The following is a 21,021-nucleotide window of genomic DNA, read 5'->3' on the forward strand; positions in this document are numbered from 1 at the left end:
GGACTAAAACCGCGACTTACTTCGTTTTTAAGGTGCTTTCTGTAATGCGTTTAAGTTGGCTATCGTACAAATGCAGGGTAATCACATTTGACTCAATGACCTGATCACCCAAATTGATCCGAATCTTATACTTGATTTTATTTTTGCCCTTTGTTAATGCTTCATTATCCAAATACATGGTTAATTGCCTGTTAGGTGCCAGTTTACTCTCAAAATAGCTATTTCCGCAAGTGGATGTTCCGTTTTTTCTAAAAGGCACCCATTTTTTGTTGATGAAAAAATATTCCCTAACCTTATCAATGGTAGCGTCTATCCTGGCGATATTGAGTGGATCGGAAGTGTTGTTTTGCAGGTAGACCTGAGCATACTTATTACCATTGGGCATGACAATTTGGAATTTTTCAGGAAAATAAAGGCTAAGTTTTCTCGTATCAGATTTCGTAGCAACCGTATCTTCGGATTTTATCCACAGATTCAGTTCATTAAGAATTCCAGCTTCGCTTTTAAGTCTTGCATAATATTCATCGCTGGATATTTGCTGTTCATCTCGCTGCTTGCTTAATGCGATTTCTATTTGGTGCCAATTGGTTTGGCCCAGCAAGCTATGGGAATAGCATAGCAACAATAAGAAAAGTAGTTTTTTCAGATGCATTTTTGAGTTTAATAAAATGATGACTTAAAACCGCAAATTCCATAAAATCCAATCCAAAGCTATTTCAAAAACAAAAACCACAGCTACAGTAAAACTGTTGGCTGTGGTCAAAATTATAATTTGGGAAAAACTATTCTTGATTAGGCGTAGGCAATCGCATCTTTCGAGGGCAGTTTGCTGTACCCCATCAGGTATTCGTCGACCTTGCGGGCGGTTTCACGACCTTCAGAAATGGCCCAAACCACTAAAGATTGGCCTCTACGCATATCGCCTGCAGCAAAAACCTTCGGAATATTGGTTTGGTATTGCCCTTCTACGGCTTTTACATTGCCCCTGGCATCGAGTTCTACACCCAGTTTTTCGAGCAGGCCCTGTTTTTGGGGATGCAAAAAGCCCATGGCCAATAAAACCAGTTCGCATGGATATTCTTTTTCGGTACCCGCAATTTCCTTAAAGCTTACTGCTCGGCCCAGCGCATCGATCTCCCACTCTACTTCCACTACGCTCAATGCTTTGAGCCTGCCTTGCTCGTCGGCAATGAACTTTTTGGTGTTTACCGCCCAATTCCTGCTGGCCCCCTCCTCATGCGAAGAAGTAACCTTTAACAGCATGGGATATTGTGGCCAAGGCATGTGTTCGGTTCTGCTTTGCGGTGGCATAGGCATGATCTCGAATTGGGTTACCGATTTGGCCCCATGACGGTTAGAAGTACCGATACAATCTGAACCTGTATCGCCACCACCAATTACAATTACGTTTTTTCCAGTTGCCATTAGTGGCTTTTCGTTCACTTCACGACCACCAACGCGCTTGTTTTGCTGTTTGAGAAAATCCATGGCGAAATGAATGCCCTCTAATTCCCTGCCGGGCAAATTCAAATCGCGCGGAATGGTAGAGCCACCAGCCAATACAAGGGCCTGGTAATCTCTCAATAACGTACTCAGTTCTACGTTTTCGCCTACATTGGCGTTGCATTTAAAGCTAATGCCTTCTTCTTCCATCAACTTGATCCTTCTTTCTACTACATCTTTTTGCAACTTGAAATCAGGGATACCATAGCGAAGCAAGCCACCAGGTACATCATCGCGCTCAAAAACCACTACTTCGTGTCCAACCTTATTGAGCTGTGCAGCAGCGGCTAAGCCGGCCGGACCTGAACCGATAACAGCTACGCGTTTTCCGGTCCTGATTAATGGGGCATTGGCTTTGATGTAGCCTTTCTCGAAAGCAATTTCAATAATATGCTTTTCAATTTCCTCGATAGCTACCGGTGGTTTATTGATGCCCAATACGCAAGCGCTTTCGCAAGGTGCCGGACAAATCCTGCCTGTAAATTCAGGGAAATTGTTGGTGCTGAGCAAAATCTCAGTCGCATTCAGCCAATCGCCACGGTAAACGGCATCGTTAAACTCTGGTATTACATTGCCCAACGGACAACCCGATTGGCAAAAAGGCACTCCACAATCCATGCAACGCGCGGCCTGCTTGTTCAACTGTTCGGGTGGCAAAGCATGCAAAAACTCATCGTAATGTTTGATACGTGCCTCCGGTTCCTGTCTTGAAGGCGAAACTCTTTCGAATTCAAGAAATCCTGTCACTTTTCCCATGGTTAGTTGATTTTAACTTGTTGACGTTGTAATAAAACTGCTTTGTACTCTTTAGGAAATACCTTGACAAAATGTGCCGACTGCGCTTCCCAATCACTTAATATAAATTCGGCAACTCTACTGTTAGTTAATCGGATATGATTTTTAAGTAAAGTGATGATTCTTTCTTCATCCTCCGCTTGCAATGGATCTAAGTCGACCATTTCGGGATTGCATTTCTTGGCGAAAGTTCCGGCGGTATCGTAAATCCAGGCAATGCCCCCGCTCATACCCGCGGCAAAATTGCTGCCGGTATCTCCAATAACCAACACCTCGCCACCGGTCATGTACTCGCAACCATGATCACCTACGCCCTCTACCACTGCCGTAGCGCCCGAGTTGCGAACCGCAAAACGCTCGCCCGCTTTCCCACGCACATACAGTTCGCCCGAAGTTGCGCCATACAAGGCAACGTTGCCGATAATGATGTTCTGCTCCGGCACATAGTTGATGTTGCCAAATGGATAGATGACCAATTTGGCACCCGATAAACCCTTGCCTACGTAGTCGTTACCCTCGCCTTCTAAAAATAAGGTTAAGCCCTTAGTGGCGAATGCACCGAAGCTTTGTCCGGCAGAACCCACACATTTAAAGTTGATGGTATCAGGAGCCAGTCCAGCGCTTTGATGCACTTTCGAAATCTCGTTCGAAAGCATGGTACCAATAGCCCTATCGGTATTTTTAACCTCAAAATTGGCAAATACAGGTTCGTTGTTCAAGATGGCAGGCTGTGCCTTTTCGATCAGTTGATGATCCAATACATGGTCTAAGCCATGGTCTTGAAGCTCGGTTTGGTACAAAGGTCCGCCGTGATTTGGCTCTTGATACAGGATTGGCGCCAGGTTTACATATTTCAGCTTCCAATCGGCGTTGTCAATTGGCCTCATGCGTAAGGCATCAGACTGACCAATCATTTCGTTTACCGTTCTAAAACCCAATTCGGCCATGATTTCGCGCAGTTCTTCGGCCAGAAAATAGAATAAATTGACTACATGGTCTGGATCGCCGGTAAATAATTTCCTCAAATCCGGATCTTGTGTGGCCACGCCTACCGGACAAGTATTCAAGTGGCATTTGCGCATCATGATACAGCCCGAGGTAACCAAGGCCGCGGTAGCTACACCCCATTCTTCAGCGCCCAATAAAGCGGCTATGGCGATATCGCGACCGGTCTTCAACTGGCCATCGGTTTGTAATACGACCCTGCTTCTCAAGCGGTTTTTAACCAAGGTTTGGTGGGCTTCGGCCAAGCCAAGCTCCCAAGGCAAACCCGCGTGCTGGATAGAGGTTAGAGGCGACGCGCCGGTACCGCCATCGTAGCCAGACACCAAAATTACATCGGCATGTGCTTTGGCCACACCGGCGGCAATGGTGCCTACACCCGCTTTTGAAACCAATTTAACATTGATCCTCGCTGCGCGGTTGGCATTTTTCAGGTCGAAAATCAGCTGGGCCAAATCTTCAATCGAATAAATATCGTGATGTGGCGGTGGCGAAATCAAACCTACCCCAGGTGTAGCGTGACGAACTTTTGCAATCCAGTCGTCTACTTTATGCCCAGGCAACTGACCGCCTTCGCCAGGTTTGGCACCTTGCGCCATTTTAATCTGCAATTCGTCGGCATTGGTTAAGTAATAACTGGTTACGCCGAAACGTGCGGAAGCAATCTGTTTGATGGCCGATCGCATCGAATCGCCGTTTTCTAGCCGTTGGTAACGAATTTCGTCCTCGCCACCTTCGCCGGTATTGCTCTTGCCGCCAATCCGGTTCATGGCAATGGCCAAAGTTGAATGTGCCTCGTGGGAAATCGATCCGAACGACATCGCTCCTGTGGCAAAACGCTTTAAAATCGATTCTACTGGTTCTACTTCATCCAACGGGACAGACGAGCGGTTGTAATTGAATTCCAGCAAACCACGGATGGTATAAGCCTGTGCCGTTTGGTCGTTAATGAGTTTGGAGTATTTCTTAAAGGTTTCGTAGTCTTTTCTACGGGTCGAGTTCTGTAACAAGTGGATCGTTTCAGGATTGAACAAGTGTTTTTCGCCCCTTCTTCTCCATTTGTAGGTACCGCCTGCCGAAAGCAAATTTGCGGCTTGGGTTTGCGGCCCAAAGCTGCGGCGGTGTTTGATTAATGTCTCGTAAGCAATTTCATCCAGACCTAAACCGCCAATACGCGATACAGCACCTGTAAAATGCGTGTTCACGACTTGCTCGTTGATGCCCAATATTTCAAAAATCTGTGCACCGTGATACGACTGCAAGGTTGATATTCCCATTTTAGAGAAAATCTTCAATAGACCATTATTTACGGCATAGATATAATTCGAAATCAGTTTTTCTGGCTTCAGGCCGCTTTCTTGATCAAAATGGCTGATGGTTTCCAACGCCAGATACGGATTTACCGCCGTTGCGCCAAAACCAATCAGGGTAGCAAAATGATGAACTTCCCAAACGTCGCCAGCCTCTACCACAATGCCTACGGCACCACGGTAGCCTTTTCTGATGAGATGATGGTGCACTGCCGAAACTGCCAATAACGATGGAATAGCCGCATGCTCCGAATCAATGGCACGATCGGAAAGCACGATTACCTGGAAGCCATCTTCTACGGCATCAACTGCATAACGGCACAAGCGATCTAAGGCTTTGGCCATAGACCCTGGCTTGTCGTTAGCCCTGAAATAGGTTTGGAGGGTTTTGGATTGGAACAATCCGGTATCGATACTCCTGAGTTTTTCGAGTTCCAAGTTGGTCAAAATCGGGTGCTTGATGCCTACACAATGGCACTGCATTTGGTTTTCTTCCAATAAGTTGCCATTGTTGCCCATAAACCCGGCCAAGCTCATCACTACTTTTTCGCGGATCGGATCTATTGGCGGATTGGTTACTTGAGCAAACAACTGCTTGAAATATGAAGAAAGATGCTGAGGCTGTTTTGATAAGATGGCCAAAGGCGTATCGGTACCCATCGAGCCAATTGCCTCTTTGCCTTCAATAGCCATAGGTTTGAGCAGCAGATCGATGTCTTCGCGGGTATAGCCAAAAACCTGTTGGTACTTGAAAATCGAATCCTGCGATAGATTGGTAAACATGAGTCTTGGCTCAGGCAATTCCTCTAATTTGATTTGGTATTGGTTAATCCAATCGGCATAAGGTCTGCGGCCACATACCTGTTTCTTGATTTCTTCGTCGCTGATGATGCGGCCTTGCTGCATATCCACCACGAACATCTTGCCCGGCGTTAAACGTCCCTTTTCGATGATGGTGCTTTGATCGATGGCTAAAGCTCCAGACTCAGAAGCCATAATGACACGGTCGTCGTTGGTTAAGGCATAGCGCGATGGACGTAGGCCGTTACGGTCTAAAGTAGCGCCAATCAGGTTGCCATCGGTAAAGGCAATAGCTGCCGGACCATCCCAGGGCTCCATCAATGAAGCATGGAACTGGTAGAAAGCCTTTTTAATCGGATCCATGTCTTCGTTGCCATCCCAAGCTTCCGGAATGAGCATCATCAACACGTGTGGCAACGAACGGCCTGCATGCAACAAAAGCTCTACCACATTGTCTAAACAGCCCGAATCCGACTGGGTTTCGTCGATAACCGGCAAAATCATGTTCAGTTCTTCTGGTGTAAAGTATGGCGAGGTAAACGATTTTACGCTCGACCTGAACCAGTTCAGATTGCCTTGCAAGGTATTGATTTCGCCGTTGTGGGCAATGAACCTGAACGGCTGGGCCAAGCGCCACGATGGGAAAGTATTGGTGGCAAAGCGCGAATGCACCAGGCCAAAAGCCGATACCATGCGCTTATCGCTCAACTCGGTAAAATACGTGCGAACCTGTAAGGAGGTAAGCTGACCTTTATAGATAATGGTACGCGATGAGAAAGAGGCGATATAGAAATCCTGCTTGCTGCCCGCTACGGTACTGTAAATGGTTTTGGTTAAATAGGTTTTGAGCACAAACAGCTTGCGTTCGAAATCGGCACCCTCTGCAATTTGGTATGGCCGCGCTACAAACACCTGTTCAATTTCGGGTTCGACCGAAAGGGCCATGTTGCCGATATCGGTGGTGTCTACCTGTACTTTTCTAAAGCCGAGCACTTCGAGACCCAGTTTTTCGGCGGTGCGGTAAATGATTTCCCTGCATTCTTCGCGGGCCCTGATTTCTTTGGGCAAAAAGAGCATCCCTACGCCGTAATCGCCATAGGCCGGCAGGCTGAAGCCGGTTTTTAAACATTCGTCGAAAAGGAATTCGTGCGGAACTTGAATCATGATTCCGGCACCGTCGCCCGTATTGGGTTCGGCGCCGCAAGCACCCCTGTGGTCTAGGTTTTCAAGAATGGTAATCGCATCCGAAATAATCTGATGAGATTTACGCCCTTTCACGTGGGCAACGAAGCCTATGCCGCAGGCATCGTGCTCAAAGCTTTCACGATACAATCCTTGTGGTTCATTCAAGTTTTTCATCTGGTTTTAGTTAGTGTATACGAAACACTAAGATAGCAAAAACCAACATCAAATTAAATTATCAGCAATATTTTTAGGAATTACATATATATTATTCAATTTATAGTGTTTTAATTATCAAATTGATTAACGAAATCGTTTTCATTTATCAAATTTGCAATAACATATTTAATATTTATGCATAATAAAATTGCAATACGTAGCTATACAACATTTTGGCAGCGACTTCAAAAAATCGTTAAATTCAAATTACTACTAATCAATCAGATACCTGTTTTCTTAAAAATAAACGCATTTCCTTTTTGAAAAACGACTGTATTTACTACCTTTGTGCCGGGCAAGTCTTTTACGATCAGCTCCCTTTGAACTCCCCCAGGTTGGGAACAAAGCAAGGGTAGAAGGTTGTAGCGGTGCGATAAAAGTTGCTTGCCCTTTTTTTTACCCCTAACCCCCTGAAGGGGCGACACAAATCAGGGTTCTTCTCATCATAAATTTTTCCTATTCAGGATTCAGGTACTATGAAATTTTTTATCGATACCGCCAATTTAGACCAGATTAAAGAAGCACAGGATTTAGGCATTTTAGACGGTGTAACCACCAACCCTAGCTTAATGGCCAAGGAAGGCATTTCTGGCGATGCCAACGTCATTGCGCACTATAAAACCATTTGCGACATTGTTGACGACAATGTAAGCGCCGAAGTTATTGCAACCGATTTTGAAGGCATTGTAAAGGAAGGCGAAGCTTTAGCTGCCCTGAACCCAAAAATCGTAGTGAAGGTACCGATGATCAAAGACGGTATCAAAGCCATTAAATATTTTTCGGGCAAAGGCATCAGAACCAACTGTACCTTGATTTTCTCTCCAGGCCAGGCCTTATTGGCGGCTAAAGCCGGTGCAACGTATGTTTCTCCATTCTTGGGCCGTTTAGATGATATTTCTACCGATGGCCTGCAATTGATCGAAGACATCAGGTTGATTTTTGACAACTATGGCTACCCTACCCAAATCTTGGCGGCTTCTATCCGCGGACCGTTGCACATTGTAAATTGTGCCAAATTAGGTGCCGATGTGATTACAGCTCCTTTAGCTGCAATTACCGCATTGTTGAAACACCCATTAACAGATTCGGGCTTGGCTACTTTCTTGGCAGATCATGCCAAGGCTAGCGGAAAATAAGATCCGGCATCTCATTCATAAAATATAAGCCTTCCCGATTTCCGGGAGGGCTTTTTTGTTTTAACCACATAAACACCTCGTTTTTTTTGACATAATAAGTATATGTAAGCTTATTGTTCATTAATATTTTGTGCACTTTGCGGTTATTCCGTACGCATAATTGTAAAATACCCTGAATTGGGTATTTTATACTGCATTAGATTTTATACTTTAGCTTATTAATACTGGAAGATGAAAATAACATTCCTCACCTTTTTAATTTTACCGTTTTTTGCTTTCAAAAGTTTTGGACAGCTTAGCCTAAGCGAGACCATAAACTATATAGATAATAAGTTAAAAGAAACCTCTGATTTAAAAAGGACCTACAATGCACAGTATACTTACATTTTAAGCGGATTGAAATTTAGCACATATGCCACAAATAAAAATAAGGTGTCACTAAGCTTTAGCAGGGCTTTTAGCGACAATACCAAAGACGAACTTCAATATATTTTTGACCCTACCCATATTTCGGAAATTACTATAGGAAGCGACGCAAATACGGAGGCTGTAGGCATGCTCATTTTAAATTTTATTGGACAAACTGTAATTTACAGGCAAAAAGGGAGCAAACTCACCGAAATAACCACTAATAGCGTTACATTTCCTTACTTAAAAACAGACAAATTAAATGCCGAAAGGTTAATCAAGGCATTTCTACTATTGAAAGATCTCTATAAAGCTAAAAAAGGTCCAGACCCTTTTGTAAATTAAATTTGTCAACATAGAAACTATGAAATTTCGACTTCTTGCATTTTTAGTACTACTATCTACTGCATCTTTGGCGCAAAGCAGTCTCAATATAGACCAAACGCTCAATTACATCAGTGAAAAGATGAAAGAATGCGACCAGCTCAAATTCACGTATTACAATCCATCGAGGTTAAAATTTAGCAATTTAGAATTTGGATATCTTGCAGAAGATAAAAACAAAATAGCAGCAAACTTAACGTTAACCTATGATAGCGGATCGATAGAAGAAATCCAATATATTTTTAATCCAACCCACATCAAGGGTTTTTCCCATTACCTTGGTTTAAAGGAAGACCCTGTCAATTATATTGCCGTACAAACGGAGGGTAATACCATTATCGTTAAAAAACGTAGCAATGGCAGCTTTAAAGAGACTACAGACTGGTACATGAAAATACCCTACCTAAATGTTGATCCGCTAAATCAGGAACGCATGAGAAAAGCCTTTCTACATCTGAAAAAACTATACACGGCTAAAAAAGCTCCAGATCCTTTCGCAAACTAATTAAGCTGGCCAGCTAAAACAGCTTTCACTTTATCGTAGTCAATTTGCTGGTCGGGTTGGATCAGCATGCCCTTCACTCCTGCTCCTTCGGCCGCTTCCACGTCGCGGGGCTTGTCGCCAATCATGACCGACAAAGCCGGGTCGATATCAAAAGCAGCAATCGCTTCGAGCAACATACCCGATAACGGTTTTCTGCAATTGCATGGTGCCGATACGGTTGGGTGATGCGGACAATGGTAAGCCTTGGTAATTTTAGCGCCCTGAGCTTCGAAGGCATCGAACAAAACCTCATGCATTTGGGCCAAGGTTTCTTCCGTATAGCGATTAAGCGCAATTCCACCCTGGTTGGTGATGATAATCAGCAAGTAGCCCTCATCATAAAAGCGCTTCAGTGGCGGAATTTGATATTCCAATACCTTGAAATCTTCCATCCTGCAGATGTAATCATAAATTTCGTGGTTAAGCACGCCGTCGCGGTCCAAAAAAATCGCTTTGTTTTTCATCTGTCTTAAGTTGTTTTCAGTGGTGATGAAGCCACCATGACTTGTTCATTCCAATGTTATATTGAAATCATGGTGGTTTCATGGCGCAAATATCTAAAAATATTGGCTTCTTTTCAGGCTTGCCAACTCATCAAAAAAAATTAACTTTAATCCTTAAACCTTAATCAAAATGAGCAAAGAAGAATTTAAGCCTTTTGTGCCAGCAGAAAGCAAAGTGGCAGAGTTTACCATCAAGTCGATTTTGCTGGGCTGTATTGCCGGAATAATTTTTGGCGCAGCTACTGTTTACCTGGCTTTAAAAGCCGGACTAACCGTTTCAGCCTCTATACCCATTGCCGTTTTGGCCATTACCTTGGGCAAAAGATTCTTCAAGACCACCATTTTAGAGAACAACATTATCCAAACTACGGGCTCTGCCGGCGAGTCGATTGCGGCGGGCGTTGTTTTTACCCTACCGGGTTTTTTGTTTTTAAGTACCGGAGTTGGTGGCCAAAGTTCTGGCGAAGCCTTTTTCAATTACATGACCATTCTGATTTTGGCCATATTGGGCGGTATTTTAGGAACCTTGATGATGATTCCCCTGCGGAGATCGCTCATTGTCAAAGAACATGATAATTTGCCTTATCCGGAAGGTACTGCCTGTGCCTCGGTTTTACAGGCCGGCGAAAAAGGTGGCAGCTTTGCCCGTACCGCATTCTGGGGGCTGGGTTTTTCATTAGTTTATGCGTTATTACAAAAAGTATTTCACGTGGTGGCCGAAGCGCCAACCTGGGCTTCAAAGCAGGCCAATAAATTTTTACCATCGGCACAAATAAGTGGCGAGATTACACCAGAATATATGGGTGTGGGCTACATCATCGGACCAAAAATTGCCGGCGTATTGGTGGCTGGCGGCGTATTGGCTTGGTTAGCCTTAATTCCGCTATTATCCACTTTGATCGACCCTTTAACAGCAGCCAAACAGCTGGTCAAGCTGGGTTTGCTGGCCGATTTGAATAAAGCTGGCGGCATGGGTGGCTGGGATCCGGTTACACATAACTTTGCCGATTATCCACGTGCCATTTACCAGGCCTTTGTAAAACAAATCGGTGCCGGAGCTGTGGCGGCAGGCGGTTTCATCACTTTGCTAAAGACTATACCTACGATCATTTCTTCTTTCAGGGAAAGTTTAGGATCAATTAAAGAAGGGAAATCCGGTCATGAAGTTAAGCGTACCGATCGCGATTTATCCATCAAACTGGTGGGTATCGGTAGTTTAGTCTTGATTTTGCTGATGGCTATTCTGCCTCAAATTCCTGGCGACAGCATCGTTAACAAATTATTGATTGGTGTTTTGGTTATTGTGTTTGGGGCCTTCTTTGTAACGGTATCGAGCCGGATTGTGGGTTTGATCGGTTCGAGCAACAATCCAATTTCGGGCATGACGATTGCTACGATTATGGGTACTTGTTTGGTGTTCATTGCCGTAGGCTGGACAGGCAAAATTTATGAGCCTATGGCTTTGGTTGTGGGGGGTATGATCTGTATTGCAGCAGCCAATGCCGGAGCAACTTCGCAGGATTTGAAAACGGGTTATTTGATTGGTGCTACACCAAAATATCAGCAGATTGCCCTGTTTATCGGTGCTATTGTTTCTTCGATTGTGATTGGTGTAACCGTTCGCATACTCGACACGCCTACTGCCGAAATGCTGAAACAAGGCATCCATCATGCTATTGGTACCGAAACCTATGCGGCGCCACAAGCTACCCTAATGGCTACCCTGATTAAAGGTATGCTATCGTTTAACCTCGATTGGCAATATGTTTTAGTGGGTGTATTCATTGCCATTACTATCGAGTTGTGCAGCATCAATGCACTTTCGTTCGCCGTAGGTGCTTACCTGCCATTGTCTACTACCCTGCCTATTTTTGCCGGCGGTGCCATTAAGGGCATTGTAAACTGGCGCGAAAAACAAAAGGCAAAAACTGCCGAAGAAGAAGAAATTGCTCCTGGCAACCTGTTTGCAACCGGTTTGGTGGCAGGTGGCGCCATAGCTGGCGTAATCGTTGCCATTTTGATGGTTATTCCAGCCGTGCGCGATAATTTGAGCAAGGTAAACGTAGAACCGACTTTTGTAAACTGGTTCGGACAAGGTGGCTACGAAATCTTAGGCGTACTGTTCTTTTTGTTTATGGGCTTTGTCCTTTATAATATTGGCATCAAGAAGCAGGATAAGCTAGATTAGCATTTAAGGCTAACTCCAATGTCATGTTTGACTTAAGGAAAAAACCCTGAAACGGGTTTAGGATCACAATTAACACAAAAGGCCTGCAAATCGCAGGTCTTTTGTGTTAATAAGGTTGTTAACTATAAAGCTCGATCCAAATGCACGTAACCGCCATCTACATGGATCAGCTGACCAGTGGTATGGCTTGATTTGTCTGACAACAGAAAGGCTACCATATTAGCGATTTCTTCTGTTTTGGTCATGCGTTGTTCGAGTGGAATTTTTTGGGTAATGCTTTTGAGCTTTTCTTCTTTATTTTCGAAGGTGTTGATCCAGGTTTCATACAACGGTGTCCAAGCTTCGGCCACGATAACTGCATTTACGCGAATTCCATAAGGCAAAAGCTCTACCGCCCATTCTCGGGTAAGTGCGTTTCTGCCTCCGTTGGCAGCGGCATAGGCCGAAGTACCTCCCTGTCCGGTCTCACCCGTTTTGCTGCCAATATTAACGATAACGCCCTTGCTTTGTTTGAGAGCCGGCAAGGCATGATGTGCCAAAAGGTAATAATGAACCAGGTTTTTATGCAAGGAAGCCATAAATGCTTCGTAATTGCCATTTTCCAGCCCGATGCCATCATTAACCCCGGCATTGTTTACCAAGCCATCTATCCCTCCAAATTGCTCCAGTATCCATGTAATGGCACGTTTACATTCTTCAGGCTGCGTTAATTCAGCAGTAATATGGCTTGCCTTGTGTCCCTTGCCTGTTATCTCCTGAACAAGTTTGGCGTTGTCTTCTTCATTTCGTCCTATAATTACTGCTGTTGCACCTTCTTCGGCCAAAATTGAAGAGATGGCTGCTCCAATTCCTTTGGCTCCGCCAGATACTACGATTACTTTATTGCGAAGATTTAAATCCATTTGTTCAGTTTAATTTGTAAAATTTAGTGGCATTATCGCCGAAAACCAATTGCTGTTCCTGTTTGCTAAACTGTTGCATATATTCGCTAACCATTTGCAACCAGTAACTGTAGTTGTTGCTGAGCAACACCACTGGCCAATCGCTACCAAAGACTAACCTTTCTGTACCAAAGCTTTCGAAAACCACATCTAAACATCTAAAAATTAATTGCTTATCCGGATTAAACCAGTCGCCTTCGGTTAGCAAGCCAGAGAGCTTGACGTATATGTGAGGGGCTTGGGCAATGGTTTTCATATGGGTGGCCCAGGCGCTGATGTCTCCGCTGCTGAGGTCGGGTTTGGCACAGTGGTCGATAATCAAGGCCTGTTCGCCAAGCTGCTCTATAAATTGGATAACCTCAGGCAATTGGCTATGCTTAACCAAGATATCGTAAGTATAGTCATGCTTTTTTAATGCCTTTACCCCTCTTATAAACTCGTTTTGCAACAAGAAGCCCTCGTTTTCAGCCTGTACAATATGTCGCCAGCCTTTAATCAGCGGTTCTTTTGCATAAAATGAAAGCTTTTCTTCAATTACCTTCGATTGGAGGTCAATCCAGCCAACTACACCTTTGATCACAGGGTTATGCCTGGCCAAATCAACCAAAAAAGCCGTTTCCTGTTCGCTTTGATCGGCCTGTACGGCAACGCAGCCATTGATGCCATTTTCGGCTTGCAGGGCATCATAATCTGCAGGAGAAAAATTACGCTGCAAAACAGCCATTTCCTCATTGATCCATGCATCTTTAACGGGATCGAACTGCCAAAAATGAACGTGCGAATCGATCATTACAAACTGAAAATCTTATCCATCAACAACCATTTCTCGCCAGGTTTGGCAAAAGGCAAAGCCTGTTGGTATTTCCACATCAGCGTTTCCCATTCTTGAACCTTGGCATTTTCGGCATCGGCTTTCCCCTTGGCCTCAAAGCTAAAGCTATCATTCACTTCCATAATCATAAATAGCCTATTTTCAATACGATAAATATCCATATTCGTAATGCCTGAATCTTTAATGCTGGCTATAATTTCGGGCCAAACGGCTTGATGGTAGCGTTCGTAAGCTTGAATCAGTTCCTTGTCGTTGATCAAATCCAAGGCTAAAGCGTATCTTTTCATCTTATTTAATTTTGAATGATGGATGGAATGCTGAAGGGAATACCCTATTTCAATCCTGCTCTAATTTATGCTCCGTAGGCTTTGGCGGTTTGTTTGCTTGACCCCAAGCCATCAATTCCCAGTTCCACCACGTCGCCAGGCTTAAGATACCAAGGTTCTGGCTTTTGGCCCAATCCTACACCTGCCGGCGTTCCGGTAGTAATGACATCGCCAGGCAGCAAGGTCATAAATTGGCTGATGTAAGATATTAAAAACGGCACATTGAAAATCAGGTTCGAAGTATTTCCGTCTTGCAGGGTCTTGCCATTTACGGTCAGCCATAGGCGAAGCTGGTGCACATCGGCAATTTCATCCTTGGTAGCCATAAATGGGCCTAGTGGCGCAAAAGTATCGCAGCCTTTGCCTTTGGCCCATTGCCCATTGCGCTCTAGCTGAAACTCTCTTTCACTATAATCATTGTGGAGGCAATAACCGGCAATGTAGTCTTCGGCTTCGGCTTCGCTTACATATGATGCTTTTTTACCGATTACAATAGCCAACTCTACTTCCCAATCGGTTTTTACACTGTTTTTAGGAATCACCAAATCATCATAAGGGCCAACAATGGCTGTAGTAGATTTGAAGAACAAAATTGGTTCTTTCGGAATTGGTGCATTGGTTTCGTGCGCATGGTCTAAATAATTGAGTCCCACGCAAAGTAATTTAGAGGGTCTGGCCACCGGCGATCCCAAACGGACCTGGGAATCTATTTTTTTAAGTTCGGCATCTTTTAAGGCATTTTCCAATTTCTCAATACCGTTTTTTGCAAAAAAGATTTCGTCGTAATCGGTTACGATAGATGATACGTCGAAATATTCGCCATTTAGGATTACGCCTGGTTTTTCTTCTCCAATTTCTCCAAATCTGATCAGTTTCATGCTTATGCTATTCTAGTTCTAGTTTGATAATCGTGTCTATTGCTGCCGGATCTTTCTTAACCTGCAAATGCAGGCCATCGGATTCCAGTTTATAGGCTACTTTTTGACCACCCTCAAAAAAAGTGGCGCTTTTTAGTTTTTTGTCAAAATCGGGAATGACGATTTGGTCGCTGCCACTATCGTTTAACACATGGATGTATATCGTTTTGCCTTTTCGGGTAGCCAGTCCCCATTTCTGAGGTTTGATGACATTGCCCGTGGTGCCATAAATGGTTTCGCCATATTTGGCCATCCATTTACCTGTTGCCTCGAGGGTATCTACAAATTCTTCCTGTATTTTGCCGTTTGGCATCGGGCCTACGTTAAGGAGCAGGTTTGCATTCCTGCCTGCTGCGCCTACCAAAAGATGTACCACCTGTTGTTCTGATTTGTATTTGCTATCGGTAAGGTTAAAGCCCCACGAATCGTTCATGGTTTCGCAGGTTTCTACCGGCAATTGGTCTGAAGGCTCCTGAAAGCTCAACCCGGCTTTGTTTTCGCCTGGCAGGTCTTTTTCGAACATCTGAAAATCTTCGCCCGGAAACGGACTTAAGTGGTGGTTGTTGCCAATCAATGCCCATGGCTGCAACTTGTGGATGAGGCCATAAATTTCGTCGTATTTCCAGTCAATTCTCGACGACCTGTCTTTCTCTCCTTCTGGAGCAGTTTGATCCCAATGCCCATCGAACCAAATCCCGGCGATTTTGCCATAGTTGGTCAGCAATTCAGTCAGCTGGTTTTTCATGAACTGCAGGTAAGAAGCATAGTCTCCCTTTTTGCCCATCCGGCCGGTCTTTTGTCCGGTTTTGCCTGTTTCGTGCGGATAATCTTCCCGGCGCCAGTCTAACAGCGAATAGTACAAGAAAAGCTTGATGCCTTGTTTATGGCATTCGTCGGCCAACATTTTAACAATGTCTTTTTTGTAGGGTGTATTCATGATATTGAAATCCGAATACTTGGTATCCCACATGCTAAAGCCATCATGGTGACGGGTTATGAGGGTAATATATTTCATGCCCGCTCTTTTGGCCAAGCTTACATATTCCTTGGCATCGAATGCCATTGGGTTGAAAAAGTCCTTTAAACGGGTGTAATCCTTTACCTTGATGTTGCGGTTGTTCATCACCCACTCGCCGCTACCGGGAATGCTAAAGGGCCCCCAATGGATAAACAAGCCAAAACGCATGGCCTCGAAAGCTTTTCGGGCTTCCAGGTTTTCTTTGGTGGGCACATACTGGGCCTTTGAACCGAGCATAAACAATGTCAACAGGCAAAAAATAAGGGTTCTTTTCATAGCTAGTTGTTTAAAGTGGTAAATCCGCCATCTATCGGATAATCTACCCCGGTAATGAACGAAGCTTCGTCGCTACATAAATATAAGGCTAAATATCCAATCTCTTCAGGTTTGGCCATACGGCCTATCGGTTGTGATTTGGAGAGCTTGTCAAACATTTCGGCCTTGTTATCGGCATAGTTTTTTTCCAAGAAACCATCTACAAATGGCGTATGCACGCGCGCCGGCGAGATAGAAATACAGCGTATATTCTCTTTCAGGTAATCTTTGGCCACGCTCATGGTCATGGCTTTTACGGCACCTTTGGCCGTGCTGTAAACAAAACGATCGGCCAGTCCTACCAAAGCGGCTATAGAAGCCATATTGAGGATAACCCCGCCCCCGCTTTGGCGCAAAGCTGGAATAGCGGCCTTGATGCAATTGTAAACGCCTTTTACATTGACGTTCATCACGCGGTCGAAATCGTCTTCGGCAGTGTTATCAGCTCTGCCAATATGGGCAATGCCCGCATTGTTGACCAAAACATGGATATGGCCTATCTGTTCGAAAATAGCATTGACTGCAGCTTGGTCGGCCACATTGCAGGCGTGTGCCTCGGCTTTAAAGCCTAGCGCCTTAATTTCATCAACCGTTTGGCTGGCACCGGCCACATCCATTTCTAAAATATGGACCGTTGCACCGTTTTTAGCCAATGCCATGGCTATGGCTTTGCCAATACCGCTTCCACCTCCGGTAACTATTGCTTTTTTATGTTCGAATGAAAACATCGTTATTAGGTTAAAGTTATAAACTCACTCCTCTTTTCCAAGGAATAAAATCATCTTGGTTCAGTTGTACGGCTTTTGGAATTTCCTGTCCACTGGCCACTTTAATGCAGTATTCCAAAATGTCTTCGCCCATTTCGGCTATAGACTTGTCGCCGGTAATAATTGGCCCTGCATCAATATCGATGATATCGCCCATCCGTTTGGCCAATCCTGAATTGGTAGCCACTTTAATGGTTGGGCAAACCGGATTGCCGGTTGGCGTACCCAGACCGGTGGTAAACAAAATCAGGGTGGCTCCTGCGGCAGCCTTGCCGGTAGTGGCTTCTACGTCGTTACCAGGCGTACAAACCAAACTTAATCCTGGTTTGGTGGCCGGCTCTGTATAGTCCAATACATCAACAATACTGGCACTTCCGGCCTTTCGTGCCGCGCCTACCGATTTAATGGCATCGGTAATGAGGCCGTCTTTAATGTTGCCTGGCGAAGGGTTCATGTAAAAGCCAGAACCCACCTGGTGGGCCAATTCGTCGTATTCGCTCATCAGGCGCATAAATTTACGTGCCGATTCTTCGGTTTCGCAGCGATCGATCATTTCTTGTTCGGCCCCGCATAGTTCCGGAAATTCGGCCAAGAGTACCTTGGCACCCAAGGCCACCAGCAAATCGGCGCAATGGCCTACGGCCGGGTTGGCAGAAATACCGCTAAAACCGTCGCTGCCTCCACATTTTACGCCTACGCAAAGCTGGCTTAAGGGCGCGGGTTTACGTTCTATTGTATTGATCTGGATTAGTCCTTTCAGGGTTTGCTTAATGGCATCTTTAATGAGTTCTTCTTCGCTCTGCGCTTTTTGCTGCTCAAAAACCAACAGGGGCTTATCGAATGAAGGATTTCTTTGCAAAAGATCATTTTTAAAGTCGTTTACCTGCAAATGCTGGCAACCCAGGCTCAATACGGTTACTCCGGCTACGTTAGGATGATCGGCATAGGCGGCCAAAAGCTGGCTCAAGGTGCGACTGTCTTGACGGGTACCTCCACAGCCTCCATTGTGGTTCAGGAACTTGATGCCATCAACATTTTTAAACAAACGGCGTTGTTGCGGGTTGGGAACCGACAATACCGCATCTAAATCTTCTCCATTTTGATACGCACTGATCAAATCGTGCGCATAGTTCTTGTATTTACCACCAACTGCATAGCCTAGCTCATTGTGCAATGCTTCCCTGATCATGTCGAGGTTTCTGTTCTCGCAAAAAACAGTAGGCACAAAGAGCCAATAGTTGGCCGTACCTACTGTTCCGTTACTGCGATGATAGCCTTGAAATGTGCGATTTGCATATTTATCAATGTTAGGCTGATGCCATTGATAGTTTGTTTTTCTGTAGATATAGGGTTCAGTAGCGTGTTTGGTATTGTCTGTGGTCATTCTGCTTACCTGAGGCACTTCATATTGCGTTTTACCAACTAAAACGCCATACATGAGCACTTCATCGCCTTGTTGCATATTATGCATAAAAAACTTATGCTTAGCCGGTATGTTTTCCTGAAGCTTGTAGGTAACCCCTTCAAACTCGATCAATTCGCCTGCAGCAAGGTCGCTTAATGCCACCAATACATTGTCTTTCTTGTTTATTTTTAAAACTTTGTGTTTCATTCTTAATTTTCTTTCGGGCTCCATTTCTTCCATCCGAATACGAATACAACGAAGAAACAGATCAATGGAACCAAATAGCCATATTGGATATGACCGGTTTGATCAGATATATAACCTAAGGCCAATGGCAATAATGCGCCACCAACAATTGACATTACAATTAACGAAGAAGCTATTTTAGTGTCTTTGCCCAAACCGGCGATTCCTAAAGAGAAAATGGTTGGAAACATGATCGACATGAAGAAGGCAACGCCTATCAGGGCATAGACTGTAATCATGCCTGAGCCAAAAATAGCAAGCAAGGTAAGCAACATGCTCATCACAGCATAAAAAGCCAATAAACGGTTGGGTTTGATAAAGCCCATGAAATAAGTTCCGGCAAAGCGGCCAACCAGAAAAGCCAAACCTGCCGCGCCTGCATACCATTTCGCCTCTTGTTGGGTAATTGAAGCCGACACGGTACTGAAACGAATAAAGAAACTCAATACACAAACCTGTGCGCCAACATAAAAGAATTGGGCTATAACGGCCCATCTGAGATGAGGATGCACCCAGGCATGGGCAATTTTTGAGTTCTCGTTTTCATCTTCGTTTTTAATATCCGGCAATTTGGTAAAGAGAAATAAAATAGCCACCAAAACAATCACAATCCCCAATACCAGATAAGGGCCTTTTACGGTAGCCGCATCTTCTACCAAATAAGCATGCCTAGCCGTAGGGGTCATAGCGGCCAATGCTTTGGGACTGATTTCATCTGTTAATATGATTGCTCCGCCAACAATCGGGGCCAATGTAGCGGCCAGGCCATTAAAAGATTGCGAAAAATTCAGGCGTTGCGTGGCGGTTTCCGGATCACCCAAAATGGTAACATAAGGATTGGCTGCCGTTTCCAAAAAGGTTAATCCACAGGCAATAATAAATAAGGCGCCAAGAAAAAAAGGATATTGCATGGTGTCGGCAGCCGGCAAAAACAAAAAGGAACCCAATGCAAAAAAGGTAAGCCCAAGAACAATGCCGGTTTTATAGCCCCATTTCCTCATCACAAAACCTGCAGGCAAAGCCATCACAAAATAGGCGATAAACACGGAGAAGTCTACTAAAGAAGTTTCTAAATCGGTAAGCGTAAATGCTTTCTTGAGGTGCGGGATTAAAACCGGGTCGAGGTTGTGCACAAAGCCCCAGAAAAAAAACAGGCTTGTAACCAATATGAGGGCAAAAAGGTATTTGTTGCCGGTTGCTTTGTTCATAGTTTAGTATTATTTGGTTAGGTTGTTGCCATCGAGCCAAAGCCCTAAGGTATTTACAAATAAAGACAATGCACAGTGGAGTTCATTTAAAAATATTGTCTAAATATTAAGGAATTTTATCATTTATATCTTATTTTTAGTTTAATATTGCCAATTTGCTTAATAAATGAAGCCCCAGTTATTAAAAGTTACTACTGATCTGATCCACTCTTTTAGTGCGCGGAAAGATACCGTGGCCGATACCAACAGCCACTGGCATTACCATCCGGAAATTGAGCTGATCTATTTTGCCAAGGGCAAGGGCATGCAGTTTATCGGCGACAGCATCCAGTCCTTTTCGTCGGGCGACGTGCTATTGGTAGGCAGCAACGTGCCCCATTATTGGCGGTTTGATGCCACAGGCGAAGAAAATGGCGTAGACGTAAGCGTAATCCATTTTAACGAAGATTTCTGGGGAAGTTCTTTTCTGGATCTGCCCGAGCTCAAAGACATTAAAAAATTGTTGCAACAAGCCCAATTGGGCATACAGGTAACCGGCAAGGAAAAAAAACAGATTGCCTCGCTCATTTGCCAAACCGTAGCGGCCAAAGGTAGCCGGAAGGTCATTAGTTTAATGGAGGCCTTGCTGTCCATTGCCGATTGCAAACAAATCAAGACTCTGGTTTCGGTAGGCTTTCGGTATCACTTTCAGGAATCGGAAAAAGACCGCATGCATGCCATTTACGAGTACACCATTTCTAATTTCAAAGAAAGGATAAGCTTAGAAACCATTGCCGGCATTGCCAAAATCAGTCCCAACTCTTTTTGCAAGTACTTCAAGTCGCGCAGCAAGAAACCCTATTCGAGGTTCATCAACGAAATCAGGGTAAGCCACGCCTGTAAGCTTTTAATGGACGGACAGCTGAACATCAAGGAAATCTGCTTTGAAAGCGGCTTCAACAATTTTGTAAGCTTCCATCAGTATTTTAAGCTCATTACCGGAAAAAGTCCGCTGCAATATCAAAAGAACTTTGTGCAGGGCGATGCCTAAACCGCAAATTTACCTTTGGTTAACCTCAGCTTTACAATTAA

The 21,021-nt window shown here is 44.4% G+C and carries 17 protein-coding genes and 1 other RNA gene; 6 read left to right on the top strand and 12 right to left on the bottom strand.

Going from position 1 to position 21,021, the window contains the following annotated elements; genetic code table 11:
• Positions 1-16: 16 nt before the first annotated feature.
• The 3 genes from AC6H1S_RS09145 to gltB all read right to left on the bottom strand — a co-directional run bounded on the left by AC6H1S_RS09145 (position 17) and on the right by gltB (position 6,770).
• Positions 17-652, bottom strand: coding sequence for a hypothetical protein (locus tag AC6H1S_RS09145; RefSeq protein ID WP_497565981.1), 636 nt, complete (start codon positions 650-652; stop codon positions 17-19).
• 140 nt (positions 653-792) lie between these two features.
• Entirely contained in the window at positions 793-2,259 is a 1,467-nt protein-coding gene (locus AC6H1S_RS09150; RefSeq protein WP_497565982.1) for a glutamate synthase subunit beta, read from the bottom strand.
• Between the two features lie 2 nt (positions 2,260-2,261).
• A complete protein-coding gene (gene gltB / locus AC6H1S_RS09155; RefSeq protein WP_497565983.1) occupies positions 2,262-6,770 on the bottom strand; it encodes a glutamate synthase large subunit in 4,509 nt (1,502 codons plus the stop codon).
• Positions 6,771-7,105: 335 nt separating this feature from the next.
• Here gltB and ffs point away from each other — a divergent pair.
• From ffs to AC6H1S_RS09175, 4 genes are all read left to right on the top strand, one after another.
• Positions 7,106-7,205: signal recognition particle sRNA small type (ffs, locus tag AC6H1S_RS09160), an RNA gene on the top strand.
• An 83-nt stretch (positions 7,206-7,288) separates the two neighbouring features.
• A complete protein-coding gene (fsa, locus tag AC6H1S_RS09165; protein ID WP_497565984.1) occupies positions 7,289-7,948 on the top strand; it encodes a fructose-6-phosphate aldolase in 660 nt (219 codons plus the stop codon).
• A 231-nt stretch (positions 7,949-8,179) separates the two neighbouring features.
• Complete coding sequence (locus AC6H1S_RS09170; RefSeq protein ID WP_497565985.1) at positions 8,180-8,701, top strand: hypothetical protein; 522 nt, start codon at positions 8,180-8,182, stop codon at positions 8,699-8,701.
• A 19-nt stretch (positions 8,702-8,720) separates the two neighbouring features.
• Positions 8,721-9,245: a hypothetical protein gene (locus AC6H1S_RS09175; RefSeq protein WP_497565986.1), complete on the top strand. Its 525-nt coding sequence runs from the start codon at positions 8,721-8,723 to the stop codon at positions 9,243-9,245.
• On the opposite strand, the gene AC6H1S_RS09180 is transcribed toward AC6H1S_RS09175, so the two are convergent.
• Positions 9,242-9,748, bottom strand: a complete 507-nt coding sequence (locus AC6H1S_RS09180; protein WP_497565987.1) for a D-glycero-alpha-D-manno-heptose-1,7-bisphosphate 7-phosphatase — start codon at positions 9,746-9,748, stop codon at positions 9,242-9,244. The two genes, AC6H1S_RS09175 and AC6H1S_RS09180, sit on opposite strands and share 4 nt — an antisense overlap.
• A gap of 169 nt (positions 9,749-9,917) precedes the next feature.
• On the opposite strand from AC6H1S_RS09180, the gene AC6H1S_RS09185 reads away from it, so the two are divergent.
• Positions 9,918-11,975 (top strand): OPT family oligopeptide transporter, encoded by a 2,058-nt coding sequence (locus AC6H1S_RS09185; RefSeq protein WP_497565988.1) that lies wholly within the window; start codon positions 9,918-9,920, stop codon positions 11,973-11,975.
• 122 nt (positions 11,976-12,097) lie between these two features.
• Here AC6H1S_RS09185 and AC6H1S_RS09190 read toward each other — a convergent pair whose 3' ends face one another.
• The 8 genes from AC6H1S_RS09190 to fucP all read right to left on the bottom strand — a co-directional run bounded on the left by AC6H1S_RS09190 (position 12,098) and on the right by fucP (position 19,950).
• Positions 12,098-12,877 carry an L-fucose dehydrogenase gene (locus tag AC6H1S_RS09190; RefSeq protein WP_199141583.1) on the bottom strand — a complete coding sequence of 260 codons (780 nt, stop codon included), beginning with the start codon at positions 12,875-12,877 and terminating at the stop codon, positions 12,098-12,100.
• A gap of 4 nt (positions 12,878-12,881) precedes the next feature.
• Positions 12,882-13,706 (bottom strand): amidohydrolase family protein, encoded by an 825-nt coding sequence (locus tag AC6H1S_RS09195; RefSeq protein ID WP_497565989.1) that lies wholly within the window; start codon positions 13,704-13,706, stop codon positions 12,882-12,884.
• Complete coding sequence (locus AC6H1S_RS09200) at positions 13,706-14,035, bottom strand: L-rhamnose mutarotase (RefSeq protein ID WP_199141581.1); 330 nt, start codon at positions 14,033-14,035, stop codon at positions 13,706-13,708. The genes AC6H1S_RS09195 and AC6H1S_RS09200 overlap by 1 nt, the downstream gene beginning before the upstream one ends.
• Positions 14,036-14,100: 65 nt before the next feature.
• Positions 14,101-14,952 carry a fumarylacetoacetate hydrolase family protein gene (locus AC6H1S_RS09205; protein WP_497565990.1) on the bottom strand — a complete coding sequence of 284 codons (852 nt, stop codon included), beginning with the start codon at positions 14,950-14,952 and terminating at the stop codon, positions 14,101-14,103.
• A gap of 7 nt (positions 14,953-14,959) precedes the next feature.
• A complete protein-coding gene (locus AC6H1S_RS09210; protein ID WP_497565991.1) occupies positions 14,960-16,285 on the bottom strand; it encodes an alpha-L-fucosidase in 1,326 nt (441 codons plus the stop codon).
• A gap of 2 nt (positions 16,286-16,287) precedes the next feature.
• Positions 16,288-17,052 carry an SDR family NAD(P)-dependent oxidoreductase gene (locus tag AC6H1S_RS09215; protein WP_199141578.1) on the bottom strand — a complete coding sequence of 255 codons (765 nt, stop codon included), beginning with the start codon at positions 17,050-17,052 and terminating at the stop codon, positions 16,288-16,290.
• A 16-nt stretch (positions 17,053-17,068) separates the two neighbouring features.
• Positions 17,069-18,703 (bottom strand): UxaA family hydrolase, encoded by a 1,635-nt coding sequence (locus tag AC6H1S_RS09220; RefSeq protein ID WP_497565992.1) that lies wholly within the window; start codon positions 18,701-18,703, stop codon positions 17,069-17,071.
• A 2-nt stretch (positions 18,704-18,705) separates the two neighbouring features.
• On the bottom strand, positions 18,706-19,950 hold the full coding sequence (gene fucP, locus AC6H1S_RS09225; RefSeq protein ID WP_199141576.1) for an L-fucose:H+ symporter permease: 1,245 nt from the start codon (positions 19,948-19,950) through the stop codon (positions 18,706-18,708).
• Positions 19,951-20,116: 166 nt separating this feature from the next.
• Between fucP and AC6H1S_RS09230 the strand changes: the two genes are divergently transcribed.
• On the top strand, positions 20,117-20,980 hold the full coding sequence (locus AC6H1S_RS09230; protein ID WP_497565993.1) for an AraC family transcriptional regulator: 864 nt from the start codon (positions 20,117-20,119) through the stop codon (positions 20,978-20,980).
• The last annotated feature ends 41 nt before the right edge of the window (positions 20,981-21,021 follow it).

This window comes from Pedobacter sp. TM02 (assembly GCF_059705275.1).

What these genes read in the sequence shown, in the direction of transcription:
- AC6H1S_RS09145 (WP_497565981.1), bottom strand. Translation starts at nt 652, where the DNA reads ATGCATCTGAAAAAACTACTTTTCTTATTGTTGCTATGCTATTCCCAT.
- AC6H1S_RS09150 (WP_497565982.1), bottom strand. Translation starts at nt 2,259, where the DNA reads ATGGGAAAAGTGACAGGATTTCTTGAATTCGAAAGAGTTTCGCCTTCA.
- gltB (WP_497565983.1), bottom strand. Translation starts at nt 6,770, where the DNA reads ATGAAAAACTTGAATGAACCACAAGGATTGTATCGTGAAAGCTTTGAG.
- fsa (WP_497565984.1), top strand. Translation starts at nt 7,289, where the DNA reads ATGAAATTTTTTATCGATACCGCCAATTTAGACCAGATTAAAGAAGCA.
- AC6H1S_RS09170 (WP_497565985.1), top strand. Translation starts at nt 8,180, where the DNA reads ATGAAAATAACATTCCTCACCTTTTTAATTTTACCGTTTTTTGCTTTC.
- AC6H1S_RS09175 (WP_497565986.1), top strand. Translation starts at nt 8,721, where the DNA reads ATGAAATTTCGACTTCTTGCATTTTTAGTACTACTATCTACTGCATCT.
- AC6H1S_RS09180 (WP_497565987.1), bottom strand. Translation starts at nt 9,748, where the DNA reads ATGAAAAACAAAGCGATTTTTTTGGACCGCGACGGCGTGCTTAACCAC.
- AC6H1S_RS09185 (WP_497565988.1), top strand. Translation starts at nt 9,918, where the DNA reads ATGAGCAAAGAAGAATTTAAGCCTTTTGTGCCAGCAGAAAGCAAAGTG.
- AC6H1S_RS09190 (WP_199141583.1), bottom strand. Translation starts at nt 12,877, where the DNA reads ATGGATTTAAATCTTCGCAATAAAGTAATCGTAGTATCTGGCGGAGCC.
- AC6H1S_RS09195 (WP_497565989.1), bottom strand. Translation starts at nt 13,706, where the DNA reads ATGATCGATTCGCACGTTCATTTTTGGCAGTTCGATCCCGTTAAAGAT.
- AC6H1S_RS09200 (WP_199141581.1), bottom strand. Translation starts at nt 14,035, where the DNA reads ATGAAAAGATACGCTTTAGCCTTGGATTTGATCAACGACAAGGAACTG.
- AC6H1S_RS09205 (WP_497565990.1), bottom strand. Translation starts at nt 14,952, where the DNA reads ATGAAACTGATCAGATTTGGAGAAATTGGAGAAGAAAAACCAGGCGTA.
- AC6H1S_RS09210 (WP_497565991.1), bottom strand. Translation starts at nt 16,285, where the DNA reads ATGAAAAGAACCCTTATTTTTTGCCTGTTGACATTGTTTATGCTCGGT.
- AC6H1S_RS09215 (WP_199141578.1), bottom strand. Translation starts at nt 17,052, where the DNA reads ATGTTTTCATTCGAACATAAAAAAGCAATAGTTACCGGAGGTGGAAGC.
- AC6H1S_RS09220 (WP_497565992.1), bottom strand. Translation starts at nt 18,703, where the DNA reads ATGAAACACAAAGTTTTAAAAATAAACAAGAAAGACAATGTATTGGTG.
- fucP (WP_199141576.1), bottom strand. Translation starts at nt 19,950, where the DNA reads ATGAACAAAGCAACCGGCAACAAATACCTTTTTGCCCTCATATTGGTT.
- AC6H1S_RS09230 (WP_497565993.1), top strand. Translation starts at nt 20,117, where the DNA reads ATGAAGCCCCAGTTATTAAAAGTTACTACTGATCTGATCCACTCTTTT.